At 48.5% G+C, this 14,089-nt stretch carries 7 protein-coding genes; 3 read left to right on the top strand and 4 right to left on the bottom strand.

Annotated elements, in window-relative coordinates; translation table 11 throughout:
- Positions 1-11: 11 nt before the first annotated feature.
- Genes BUB18_RS27830 through BUB18_RS27815 form a run of 4 tightly spaced genes read right to left on the bottom strand, consistent with a single transcriptional unit; the run spans position 12 to position 3,699 of the window.
- Positions 12-905, bottom strand: a complete 894-nt coding sequence (locus BUB18_RS27830) for a glycosyltransferase family 2 protein (protein WP_073087487.1) — start codon at positions 903-905, stop codon at positions 12-14.
- A complete protein-coding gene (locus BUB18_RS27825) occupies positions 892-2,118 on the bottom strand; it encodes a glycosyltransferase family 2 protein (RefSeq protein ID WP_073087485.1) in 1,227 nt (408 codons plus the stop codon). Before BUB18_RS27825 ends, BUB18_RS27830 begins: the two co-directional genes overlap by 14 nt.
- A 2-nt stretch (positions 2,119-2,120) precedes the next feature.
- A complete protein-coding gene (locus BUB18_RS27820) occupies positions 2,121-3,275 on the bottom strand; it encodes a sugar transferase (RefSeq protein WP_245805749.1) in 1,155 nt (384 codons plus the stop codon).
- 34 nt (positions 3,276-3,309) lie between these two features.
- Positions 3,310-3,699, bottom strand: a complete 390-nt coding sequence (locus tag BUB18_RS27815; protein WP_073087481.1) for a response regulator — start codon at positions 3,697-3,699, stop codon at positions 3,310-3,312.
- A 428-nt stretch (positions 3,700-4,127) separates the two neighbouring features.
- Here BUB18_RS27815 and BUB18_RS27810 point away from each other — a divergent pair, with 428 nt between their 5' ends.
- From BUB18_RS27810 to BUB18_RS27800, 3 genes are all read left to right on the top strand, one after another.
- Positions 4,128-5,375 (top strand): hypothetical protein, encoded by a 1,248-nt coding sequence (locus tag BUB18_RS27810; protein WP_143160127.1) that lies wholly within the window; start codon positions 4,128-4,130, stop codon positions 5,373-5,375.
- An 8-nt stretch (positions 5,376-5,383) separates the two neighbouring features.
- Entirely contained in the window at positions 5,384-6,559 is a 1,176-nt protein-coding gene (locus BUB18_RS27805; RefSeq protein WP_073087478.1) for a glycosyltransferase family 2 protein, read from the top strand.
- A gap of 379 nt (positions 6,560-6,938) precedes the next feature.
- Positions 6,939-13,967, top strand: a complete 7,029-nt coding sequence (locus tag BUB18_RS27800) for a fibronectin type III domain-containing protein (protein WP_178372225.1) — start codon at positions 6,939-6,941, stop codon at positions 13,965-13,967.
- The last annotated feature ends 122 nt before the right edge of the window (positions 13,968-14,089 follow it).

Here is a 14,089-nt window from a genome sequence, read left to right as displayed (position 1 = left end):
GGCAAATGCTGTCAGAATGGTTTGAGATGCCAGCTAACGCCTTTCCAGAAGGCTTGCAGGTGTTTCCATTCTCTTTTCAGCAGGAAAGTCAATGTATTTTTAGGTATAGTGATGCAGGTGAAATAACCTGCAAAAAGCAACAACTGTGGCCACCGCACATTGCGGCGCATAAACAGGATCCTGTTGCGGGTAAGGTAATAGGTTTTGAGTGCGCTGTATTTCCCGGTGGTCATGGATTCCTTGTGATAAATCAGCGATGCCGGCTGAAAGTACATCCGGTAGCCCATTCTGCGGAATTGTTCGCACCAGTCCAGTTCCTCATAATAGAGAAAATAAATATCAGGCATGGGGCCTACTCTGGCCATAATATTTTTCTTCATCATCATGGCACCGCCATGTGCATAGGCCGTATCGGCGATAGCGGTAAACTGCCCGTCGTCCCGTACGCCGCGGCCAATCATACTGTTACGGCCCGTGAGTACATCTACCTTCTGATACCCTGCGTATTCAATCACACCGGGCTGGTAATAAAAATGGAATTTAGGGCTCACAATCCCTGCATCCTTATGGTGCTCAAAAACCGCCAGCAGTCCTTGTATCAGCCCTGGTGTAAATTCGGTATCATTGTTTACGAGGAACAGGTACTCCCCTTTTGCGGCGGCGATACCTAAATTATTACCGCCGGCAAACCCACGGTTACGCTCACTCCGTATCACCCTCACTGCCGGATACACCTCTTCCAGCAAGGCTGTAGGGTCGTCCGTGGAAGCGTTATCCACCACTATCACTTCTACATTCGTATAATCGTTACGGTGAATAGATGCCAGCAAAGCCTGCGTCACCACCGGTGTATTGTAGTTGACCGTAATAATGGAAACAAGCGGTATGTGATTATCCTTCAGCATCTACCAGGGGATTATTGATCGCAGTTTTATTATGACTGGTATGTATAAACGTATTTTCTGCGCCTTTGAGCCGGAACAGCAGTGCCAGCATGATAGCGATGGCTCTGGGCAGGTTTACCACCGCCTGTACAAAGTAGCGGGCAAAAAATTTGCGCGGTATGGGCAGTAGCAGGCAGCAGGCGTTGAGTGCCCATAATACCAGCCACCAGGTTATAGGGAGAGATAAATAGCTGCCCGGCAAAAGGTAAAGTAGCGGCATAAGGCTAAGATAGGCCAGCAGCAACATCCTCGGGGGCATGAGATTATGACATAAAAAGAGGTTCAGGTAGTCGAAATTCCCATGCCGCAGTGCATCAAAGCCATTGGCCCGGTATTGCCACAGGTAGCTGTACTGTGCCGCCAGCCAGCGCTTGCGCTGTTTTGCAAAGGCGGCTGGATTATCTATTTTTTCATCGAACACGAGGGCGTGCTCCATGTATAAAATGGGTTGTGCAGGAAGTCCTACCTCGCGGAAGACTTTTTTCTCCGCGATCATCATCTGGAGAATTTTATCTTCCCCGGTGGCATCTATCTGCGACATGATATGTTTAATCAGCCTGTAGTTAAACACCATACCGGACCCAATTACAGAAGACGAAAGGCCTAATGCATTACTTCCCTTGCGGTAAATATGATTAGCGATAATTTCATTGGCAGTATCCAGTATGGCAAAGGGGGAATCGATATTTTTCGCGACGCGGCGGGCCTGAATTACCTGGTGACCGTCCAGGAACGCACGATTCATTTTGAGTAAAAAATCGGGATCCAGCAGGTTGTCTGCATCGCTGATGACGGCACCATCATAGGTTGCCGGTAAAGTGGCAAAAGCTACATTTAAGGCTTTTGCCTTTGTACTTTTTTCAAAGCTGACCGGAATAACGATAGCGCTGGTAGCAGCCAGCGCAGAAAGGGTTTCAGGCTGCAGCGAGTCGGCAATCACCACGATATCGAAATCAGTACGCGGATAACGCAGTGCCTCATGATGCTGCACGGTAGACAATATAATCGCATCTTCCCGGTAGGCCGGCACCAGTATCGCAAAGCGGTGATACCTTTCAGGGGCCGAATAGTCCGGTTTCCTTTTCCTGCTAAAAGTTGCCGCCATACAGAACAGCAGGTTGTAACACACCCACAACGCCGGTATGGCGAACAAGATTACTTCTATAACGGGCATCACTAAACGTTTTCTTTTTGCACGAGGGCAAATGGCGTATTCATCATGATCCACATGTCGTACCCGAAAGAATGTTTGTTGGCATAGCTGATATCCAGGCCAATCCTTTCTTCTACGGACATATCTTTATTTCCTCTTTTGCTGATCTGCCACAGTCCGGTGATACCTGCCGGTGCATTGAAGCGCTGCGACCAGTCGTCCGTTGTAAGCGAGGCAGCTTCATACAGCGGCAGGGGGCGGTTACCAACGAGGGACATATCACCCTTTATTACATTGAGCAGTTGTGGCAGCTCATCGATGCTGCTGTTGCGCAGAAACGCCCCGAATCGGGTGATGCGCGGATCGTTGGTGACTTTATAAAACACGGCGCCTCCCTCATTATTACCATATTGATTCAGGTGAGAGAGCTGCTGGAGTTTTTTATCGGCGTCCGGCACCATGGTGCGGAACTTATAAAAGCGAAATACTTTATAGTTTCTGCCTGCCCTTTTAGCGGCATACAATACCGGCCCTTTGGATTCGATGCGGATGGCGAGGGCAATGAGCAGCAGCAACGGCATCAGCACGAGCAACAGGGTACTGGCGGCTATAACATCTACCGAACGTTTTAAGAAATAACCCAAGGTCCACTTTACCGCAGGCAGCTGGTTTTCGGCAGCAGTTTCCTGTCGGGTGATCACGCTGAGGTATTTGAATTTGCTGACGAAAGCAATTTTATTATCGAGTGTGCTTACCAGGCATTCGCGGGTGATCACCTCATCGATGAAAGTATATTTGCGGGCAAAGGTTTTGAGCTGTTCCGACACCTGTTCAGAATACATGAAGAACGGGATGGAGCGCAGGATTTGGTTATCCTTGAAGTACTGTTCCCATTGTTCGCATTCCTGTTCATATTTGCTGTTAAAACGGTAGATGATGACAGCGGGTATTTTACGAAATACGTTGAGTACTTCGGAGATGGCCGCCTGTGCAGCGTTCAGGTCCTGTACAACCAGGAACTTGAAATTGCCGGGGGTGTCTCTGATATCCAGGTAGGTATTACCTACAAAGATGACAATCTTTTCGGGGTTTAATTGGCGTATCACAGCTGTTTCTGTTTTCTCATGCACAGGTTTCATCGGTGTAACAGGAGTTAATCCAGGTGTAGACGTTCCCATAATTACTATTTGGCGTTAAACAATCATCGGCTTATCAGATAGCAGCGGCCAATTGTCCGTTGAGGATGTCGGCCACGGAGGCGGACAGCTGAACGGGGTCAAACGGTTTGCTGAAGAAAGCCTGAACATTCTGATAACGGTTTACCGTAGCGGTGGTATCGGCATCATTGCATGCGGATAAAACAACAACTGGTATATCGCGGTATAAGTTACTGTCGGACAGGAACTGGATCAGTTCATATCCGTCTATATTCGGCATTTGTAAATCGGTAATGATCAGATCCGGGGTATTTCCTTTAGCCAGCCACGACATAGCTACCAGTCCATCCTGTGCAGATATCACATGGTAATTCTTGCTGAAGATTGCTTCGAGTAAGAACCTGATAGGTATGCTATCATCAATTATTAATACTTTCTTTTTCATTCCACCTTCTGGTTTAAATGGTTTTGGATGTCTGCATGGATACAGCCAATGCGGCAGCACAACCATGAGAAGGCTTTAAATGGGATGTGGTCGAAAATATCAGATAATAAAGGTGGTTTCTCGGAGGATACTTGCGGAGATACGGTGATCTCAGGGTCATAGGTTGTTATTCAAATATTGGAGCCACAACCAGGCGATTTAGATTGAGTGTAAAATTATAATTCTTTGTAATTTACGTAATTTCTTTTTTGTGAAGGTCATATTTTTCCGGGTGAATGCATCAATTTCAGTCATAAGTGTTAAAACCAGCTGAGCTAATTGATTAAATTACAATACCTGATTTTGAAATACTGATATTGATTTATAATTTTACCTTCCCAATTATACCTGATGCCGTTATCTCCAATCCCAAATCCCTGATAACATCTATGGAACGAAGACTTTTACTGATACTTGGAATTGGTGGTTACGTTTTATTACTGCTCATTACCATCCTGCACCGGCAGCCACCATTATTTGATGAGCCGCTGTTTGTACGCAACCTGTATCTTTTCGATAAAGAAGGCCTTTCGGCCAGGTTTTTACTGGAAATGAATGACCAGGCACCGGGGCCTCTATATCAGCTCATTCACTATCCATTGTATGCAGTAACGCACTGGCAAACGCCTGGCATCCGGTTGGTAAACATGACGTTGCTGGCGGGGATAACCTTCCTGCTTATACGCATCATCACTTTGCAGTACAAGGTAAAATCAGGGACTGCAATAATATATGCAGCGAACATCATGGCAGTGCCCATGATCTGGCAAATCTCCGGTATGGCGCTTACGGAAATCCCTCCTATCTTTTTTTCCACGCTGGCTATTTACTGGTTGCTGCTTAGTATAAACCGGGCTGACCAATCCGTAACGCGCACCGTGCTGTATGCCGTTGTTGCAGGCGTTGCCACAGGTCTGGCGATCCTTGGGCGTAGTCCGTTCCTGATTCTCATTCCATCTTCCTATATATTATTATGGTATTACAGGAGATATAAACTGAGCTGGATAAGCATAGGCATCTATACTATTGTAGCGCTCAGTATATGCATGCCCGTATTCCTGATCTGGAAAGGGCTGGTACCGCCTAAGCAGGCACTGGTAGCCGCCGGGGGGATTAACCTGTGGCATGGCATACTTGCTTTTGCCTATGGGGCCCTGCTCACTATCATTATTGCACCAGCATGGTTTGTGATCAACCGGCGGATCACTATAGGACTCGTCTTGTTTTATGTCCTGCTGCTGGTGTTAAATATTACCGTGCTGCATTATAGTTTTGCGCCGCTGAGTAAAGCCGTGGGTAAAGTATTTCCTGCCGCCGTTACTAACGTCTACCCCTATATTATTTCCCCTGCACTCGCAACCGTGGCCATTTATTATGTTGCCTGCTGCGCCTGGCAGGCCTGGCAAAGGAAGTCGGAGCCGGTATTCCTGTTTCTGCTCAGCTGCTGTATGCTGATGCTGGCTACCAACCTGAAAGTAACGCACCTGTTTAGCTCCCGTTATGTAGGGCAGGCAGCGGCCTTCCTGATCATATTGTTAGTGCCATACGACAAGTTCACCTACAGCAAATGTATCCGCTTTGCGCTGGGCATGATCATCGGCCTGTTGTCCCTGGAAACATATTTTTTATTCAGATAGTGATTACCATGAAATTAGTTTGCCTCTTTAGTTTACTCATTGTGTTTTACAGTTATATCGGGTATGGGTTACTGTTATACCTGGTGCTGCGTGTAAAGCGGTTGTTTACCACACGCAGGCAGCCGGATACAACCGGCTATGAACCGCGGGTAACCTTTATGGTAGCGGCCTACAACGAAGGGGCATTTATCAGGCATAAGATCGCCAATACGCTGGCGCTGGACTATCCGGCGGATAAATTCCGGATGGTGTTTGTAACCGATGGCAGTACGGATCATACCAACCAGGTGATTGGTCAGTATGCAAATATTGAACTGTTGTATGAGCCGGCGCGTAATGGAAAAACTGCTGCCATCAACCGGGCGATGGCACTTACCGATACTGAAATAGTTATTTTTTCAGATGCCAATACTTTGCTGAACGCCGCTGCGGTACGGCGGCTGGTGAGCCATTTCATTGATCCCTCCGTAGGTGCTGTAGCAGGAGAGAAAAAAGTGATTACCCAGGAGAACAGTGGTAGTGAAGGCGTGGGTGAAGGCATGTACTGGAAATATGAATCCAGGCTAAAGCAATGGGATGCAGAGCTGTACAGTGTGATGGGTGCTGCCGGGGAACTGCTGGCGGTGCGTACCTCGCTGTATGCGCCCATTCCGGAAGACTCTATCCTCGATGACTTTATTATCTCCTTTAACATAAATATAAAAGGCTACAAGGTAGCCTATGAGCCGCAGGCCTATGCGATGGAAACACCTTCAGCTTCCTTACAGGAAGAGTTTAAAAGGAAAGTTCGTATAGCCGCCGGTGGTTTTCAGTCGATTGTAAGGCTTGCTGTCTTATTTAATATATTCCGTTTCCCGAAGATCACCTGGCAGTATGTATCACACCGTGTATTAAGGTGGACGCTGGCGCCGCTATGCCTGGCGCTGCTGCTTGTGAGCAATGTAATTATTGTGTTTAACGGTGGAGGATATACGTACCTGACATTATTAATCATGCAGGGCTGCTTTTATGCTGCCGCTTATACCGGCTACCAGTTAGCCATACACGAAGTGAAAATCAAATACTTTTATATTCCGTTTTATTTCGTATTCATGAATATTGCTGTATATAAAGGTTTCGCACGCTTTATTCGCGGGCGGCAATCTGCCATTTGGGAAAGAGCCGAGCGGGCATTACAAAACTGAGCTATTATTTCAGCCCGGACATTTAACCGCGGATTCGATGCGTTCCCTAAATAAAAAACAGGTTTTGCCTAAAAAGAATAATAAATTTGTAATGCCGCTGTAAATTAGCGGCCGATACCGGATATACCAGGCATTGTAGATGCAATACTGAGTGATTGCCCCTGTCTATGGTACCCCAGTAATATACACAACAACCAATAATTCGCCTTATCCTTCGCTAAAGCCAACACGGTTTGGAATAAATCCCCAATCCACCATTACTTAATTTTTGCCATCTCCCATGAAATTCATGCGTTTTCGTATAGCCATACTTGTATGCCTGCACGCAAACGGATAGTTACAGCGCAATTCACTGTCCCTGTTCATAAACATGAATGTTATGCAAAAATTTCTACAACTATTGTTCTGCGCCATCCTGCTTACTGCACGGATAGCGATAGCGCAGAGCGTCATTGACCCCAATGACCCCATTGTCCGCTATACCGGCGGGACTCTTCCGGCACAACCTGTCGAAGGTCAGATAGGTAAATGGATCAGCAGAGACCGAAGTTCTGAAATGCCAAACGGCTGGAAATCTACTGCCCTCAAGGCGTACATCTACCGCGGTATGGCTTTCAGGGTACAATTCCCCAAAACCTACAATCACACCGCCAACGATGGTAAAAAGTACCCGGTGTTCGTGTTTTTCGCAGGACGAGGTGAGGCCGGACCAATACAGGATAACGAATACCAGCTGTATCACGGTGGCTACCTGTTTAGTCAGTATGTTACCAGCGGCGCGTTTGATGGCTTCCTGATTTATCCGCAGAGTATCAGTGGCTACTGGACAGACTTTGAACTGACCAGGATGCGTGAGATCCTGGACTACATGGCAGTGAATAACAAACTGGATTTATTAAGAGTAATTGATAATGGTTTATCCAGCGGAGGCGCAGGTACCTGGGACTTCCAGCTGAAAAACCCTTCCTACGTGGCAGGTTGCCTGCCTATGAGCTCTGCAGGCTATGAGCTGAGCAACGTGGTGGACAAATTTAAATTCACCCCCGTTTGGCTGTTTCAGGGACAACTGGATGGTTCCCCTTCCGAGTGGACCGCCACCGCAGTGTACAATGATGCAAAAAGTAAAGGCGCTAACATGCGCTATACCATTTATCCAAACGTAGCACATGATACCTGGTATCATGCCTGGGCAGAAGCCGATTTTCTCCCATTCATGAATAGGGCACATATACTTACGCCATGGCCGCTCGGCGGGCGTTCAGAATTTTGTCAGGGAGACCCTATCGACATCACGGTGGGTATCGCACCTGGCTTTGCCGGCTATAAGTGGCAGCGCAACGGTGTACTCATTGATACGGCACACTCCAACCAGATTAAAGTAAACTCCTTAGGTGTATATCGGGTGAGTGTGACCAGAGATGGTACTAACTGGACCGAGTACTCTCCTACCCCACTCAATGTAAAAATCAAAGCACCAACACAAACACCTCCTATCACCACCAAAGGGCTGAAAAGCAATCTGCTGCCGGCTCCTGATGGCAGCACCACCATTACCTTACGCGTACCATCCGGCTATGTGAACTATACCTGGACCAATCAGAACAACCAGGTAGTGAGCACCGACAGTACCTTTACCACCAGTGTGGTAGGCACTTACACCGCACGCGTAACAGAACAGTATGGCTGCTCCAGCAATCCATCCGCACCATTTGCAGTGATCAACGCAGTGGGCCCTAACGGACCGGATGGTATTCAGTCCCTTACAGCAACGCCTGTATCAAAAACGGAGCTGCGCCTCGACTGGACAGATAAAGCCACCCCTGTAAATAATGAAACACTTTTTGAAGTATACCGCTCACGCACCAGTGGCGGGCCGTATACACTGGTAGCAAAAGTTCCTGCCGACGTAGTGACATACACGGACAACGGTCTGCTGCCAAATACAGATTACTTCTATGTAATCAGACCAGTAAATAACAATGCAGCGGGACCTGTATCCAGCGAGGTACGTGGTATTACCATTGCCGATCCTAATCCCCCAACAGCGCCTACCAACCTGCGTGCACAGGGAGTATCAGCCGGCACTTCCATTCCGCTGGCATGGGATGCCTCCACAGACGATGTAGGCATCGCCGGTTATGATGTATATGTGGATGGCGTGAAAAATTATACCACCGACAGCGCCACCAGAACTATCATACTGGCAGGTTTAAATCCAAAACAAACTTATACAGTATACGTCATTGCGAGAGATGTAAGTGGCAACTCCTCTTCACCAAGCGCGCAACTGGCTGTCAGCTCCGTACAGCGTGGCTGGAACTACAGCTACTACGAAACGGGAAGTTTGAGCCAGCTGCCTAACTTTAATACACTTACCCCGGTAAAAACCGGTTATAGCACTACCACAGACCTCAGCGTCCGCAACCGCGATGATAACTTCGCGTTTAAGTGGACCGGTTATCTGCGTATACCCGTTAGCGGTACCTACTATTTCCAGACGGTTTCCGATGATGGTTCCAAACTCTATCTTAATACTGCCTACAGCCCAAGTGCTACCGCCATTGTGAACAACGATGGGTTACATGGCGAAACTACAGTAACCAGTTCAGGTCAAAATCTTACTGCGGGCCAGATTATTCCGATCACCGCTACCTTCTTTGAAGCTGGTGGAGACGAAGTGATGCGTGTATTGTGGAGACGTGGCACCAGCGGTGCTTACACCGAAATTGATCCAGCTTACCTCGTGCAGGACTCCACCGCTACCGGTACCGTACCTAACGCACCGGGCTACATCAATGCAGTGGCCAACTCCTATAAAAGTGTAACCGTTACCTGGAAAGATAACAGCACGAACGAAGAAGCATTTGAGGTGTACAGAAGTACCACACAGCAGGGAACCTTCCAGATGGTGGGTCGTGTAAACGCTAACGTTACTACGTTTACTGACAACCAGGTACTGCCGGCAACGCGCTACTACTACCGTGTAGCAGCCGCCAGCAAAGCGGGCACCTCTGCCCAGGCGAACTCCCTGCCTTACTCTGCCATCTGGAAATTCAACGGCAATGCATCAGACAGCAGCTACTTTGCCAACCACGCCGCTACCGTAACAAACGTTACCTGGTCGAATACTGCAAAATCAGGCCAGTCCGCACAGTTCAACGGTACCAGCACCAGCCAGATCGCAGTTACCAGCACTTACCTGCGCACGGCATATACAGAAAGGACGTATAGCATGTGGATCTATCCTACCGCTACCGGTGCCAGACAGCTGATCATGGATCAGGGTGGCAGAGGCAATGGTATTGCATTACAGCTGGATGGCTCCATTCTGAAAATAGCGGCAGGCACCGGCGGCACTAACACGCCAATCACCGTGCAGCAAACAGGTATCGCCATTAACAACTGGTACCATGTTATCATAGTCTATAAATCCGGTTCACGCCTCACCATGTATGTAAATGGCGTGGCTACTACTTCCAGCAGCAATACCAGCAGTATTGCAGGTACCAGCGCAGAAGCTTTCTCACTGGGGCGCCCAAGCACTACCTCTGCTCAAACTGCTACGGCGTTCAATGTAAACAACCTGCTATATTACAGTGGCCGGATTGATGACCTCACCGTGATTGATTATGCAGTGACTGCCACCGAAGCAGGTCAACTTTACAACGGTACTTTACCCATCAATACCGTAGCTACCGAAGGTTTACCAGCAGCACCAACAGCTCCGGGCAGCCTCGCAGCAGCATTGGATGGCCATGATATCAAACTGACTTTTACGGACAACGCCACTACAGAAACCAAATTTGAATTACAACGTTCGATTGGTGCGGGCAATACCGACTACAGATTTGTAAGTAATATCGATTCGCTGGCCAATAGCGGCACTACTGCCACTTATACCGATACCAGCGTATTCGCAAACGAAACATATAACTACCGTGTCAGGGCGGTTAATGATGGCGGAGCATCTGCTTTCTCCAATATCGCTTCCGCTACCGCACCTAATAATCCGCCGGTAATCCAAAGCCTGGTGAGTCGTACCATCCGTTACGATAATCCGATCCAGATACCACTGGTAGCAAGCGATCCGGATGGCGACAGCTATAGCTTCAGCTTCGTGAACCTGCCACTGTTCGTAATGCTGGTAAACGGCCCTAACGGTCCTTATCTCAACGTGGCCACAGATGATAACAAACAAGGTACTTACCTCAATAACGTGGTAATTGTTACCGATGCCCATGGCGCCAAAGACACCGCTACTTTCGCCCTTGTGATCAACGATAATTATCCGCCGGTGCTCAACACCATCAACGATGTAAACATGAAGGAAGGTGATACCAAAACCATCAGCTTCAGTGCTACCGACCAGGATGCCAACAACACCTATACCTGGACGGGTGAAAACATGCCTTCCTTTGTAACGCTGCAAGGCAACGGGCTTAACTGCACTGCTACCATTAAGCCATTCTTCACGGATGCTGGTACCTATAACGTATCTGTACGTGTAACGGACAACAATGGTGGTACCGATATTAAAACGTTTAAACTGGTGGTGAGCAAAGCCAGTCCTAATGGTAAAGTGCTCATCGATATGACCCAGGTAATGGTAACCCCTCCGGGAGAAGATACCTGGAACCTGCTGAACACCCTGAGTGCCAGCAACCTCAAAAATGCAAAAGGTGAAGTCACCAATATTGGTGTAAATATCCAGGCAGACGCCATCTTCTGGGGTAACAATGGTCCGCAGGCAAACAACCTCGGTGTTTATCCGGATGTGGTACTGTGGGATCTCCTCTTCTTCGGCGTGTTTAACGCACAAACAACGGTGCCGATTACACTGACCGGGCTGGATACATCCAAAGTATATTCCCTGAAGTTCCATGCCGGTTCTGAATGGAATGGTGATAATGCACAAACGGCCACTATCTTCAGTGTAGGAACTGATAGCATACCGGTATACCAGTTGCATAACACCACCCAAACCGCTAATTTCTATGGCCTGAAACCTGATGCTACCGGTACGCTGAGAGCAGCTGCCAGCCGCAATCCAGCTATTACGCAGGCCGGTTTCATCAATGTAATCGAGCTTGGATGGAGCTATACAGACAACCTGGCGCCGGCGGCACCTGCCAATTTCACTGGCAACGTAGCAGGTGGTTATCCAACGCTGAACTGGACAGATGTTGCCTACAACGAAACCAGCTACCAGGTGTACAGAAGTACGGATAGCCTTGGCAGTTACTCCCTGATCAAATCCACCCTGCCGGATGCCAATACCTTCCTGGATTCATCCGCTGTGGGTAATAACAAATACTACTATAAGGTTCGCGCCTTTAACAACAATGGTGGTTCTGTTTATACCAACATTGTAGGGCTTAAAGTACCAAACCGTAACCCGGTATTGGATACTATTGCAGATGTGAAACTCCGCGCAGGTACGCAAACCACCGTAACACTCCATGCTACCGATGATGCAGCGGATGTTACCGGTCTTACCTTCACCGCAGCGGGCCTGCCATCCTTTGTCACCTTTACAGATGGTGGCTCCGGCAACGGACAGCTGGTATTTAATCCTACCATCGATCACGTAGGCAGCTACAACATCACCATCACTGCAAAAGACACCTACGGTGGCAGCAGCAGTAAATCATTCAAACTGTTTATATCTGACCGCATCACCACACTCACCTATTTCAATATTGCGGCTGAGCGTCCGGCACCGGCACCATGGAACAACGTGATGTACGCACCGGTTGCCAATGCAGGTGTAGGTATTGCCAATACCCCTGCGGTGGTGGATGAAAACAATTCACCTAACGGCATGAGCTTCCGTCTCAATGATGCGTTTGGCTCCGGCTGGTGGACCTACATCGGCATGAATACCGGTCAAAACGTAGGTATCGTACCGGATACTGTAATGCAGTCAGCCTGGTATATGAATAACGGCAATGATCCTAAAAACATTGAAATTGCCGGCCTGCAGAATAACCTGAAATACAACTTCGCATTCTTTGTAAGTCAGAACTATGGCGGTGCTACTGAAACATGGTTCGTGATCAATCAGGATACGGTGAAGATCAAGGGCAACTATAACATCGGCAAAACATCGCAGATCAATGGTATTTCCCCTGTCAATGGTAAGGTAAACATCCGGTTTATCCGCCCTGGTAGCCTACCGGTGAATGCGATGTCGTTCCTCAATGCACTGATTGTAGAATCATATGATCCGCTGGTGAGCGTGGTTAGCCCTGCCGGCGTACGTGCCACTGCGTTAGACAGTAAACGCATCAACCTTACCTGGTCCGACCGGAGCAACAACGAAACCGGATTCCAGGTTTGGAGGAGAGCTGGCCTTAATGGCACAGAAACCCAGGTGGCTACCCTTGCCGCAAATACTACTGAGTATAGCGATAATAACCTTAGCGCCAATACGCAGTATGCGTATCGTATCAGAGCGGTGAAATCCGGTGTGTATTCTGACTACAGTGGTGCGGCTACCGCTACTACTTATGCGATGAATGTCTACATCCATTTCTCCGACACCAGCGTGGCACCGTTCCCGTGGAACAATACCGGTCGCCGTCCGCAGGTGGGTATTCCGCTGATCAGCAATGCCCTGGACGACAACGGTGCTCCTACCAGTGTGGGTGTGGAAGTACTCGAGAACTTCCTCGGCGTATACGGCGGTCAGGGTATGTATACCGGTAATAACTCCGGCGTATATCCGGATGCAGTTTTGGCTGAAAACTACGTACTCTTTGGCGGCGGACACGCAAGCATGAAGATCACGGGTCTGAACCAGGCCATGACGTATAACCTCACCGTGTTCTCCAGTGCAAGAGACCTGATGAACTGCAATACCAGATTCACTGCCAACGGTAAGCTGGTTACCTGGTTAAACAGCTCTATCAATACCGTAGGTACTGCTACCATCTATAACGTAACAGCGGATGCTAATGGCGAAATCAAACTGGATGTGGACGCCGCACTGGATGCCTCTTACGGTTTGATGGGTGCACTGGTGATCCAGGGCTTCACACCAACCCCGCTGGGCACTACCACCGGTTCCTTACAGTCCCTGCAGCAGAATAACGTAATGGCCGCAGTGGCACCAGCTAATATTGGTTCATCATCCAATACCGCCTTTGCCAACCTCACCGCCTTCCCGAATCCGTTCGTAACAGAACTGAACCTGGATATGACGATGACGCGCAGCTCAAGGGTACTGGTGGAGATATTCGACCTCAATGGTCGCCTCGTATACAGCGAGCAACTCACCTCCGTACCGCAAGGCAAGTCAACATTAAGGCTCAACACAGGCAGCAGCATACAAATACCTGGCTACTACCTGATAAGGTTAACCGACGATCAGCGCCAATCAAAAGTGATACGCACGATCAAACAGTAATTGCTAAAAGTTTCGCGCTAAGCGCGGTTGTTCATCGCGAAAAATCAGGGCTTCAGGCCCTGTTTTTCGCGATTTAACCCAGGCCTCCCTCCTGGGTTAAATCGCGAAAACGAATAAGAAAG

The organism is Chitinophaga jiangningensis (genome assembly GCF_900142605.1).
Taxonomy (GTDB): Bacteria; Bacteroidota; Bacteroidia; order Chitinophagales; family Chitinophagaceae; genus Chitinophaga; species Chitinophaga jiangningensis.
This window is presented reverse-complemented; position numbering and strand designations above follow the sequence as displayed.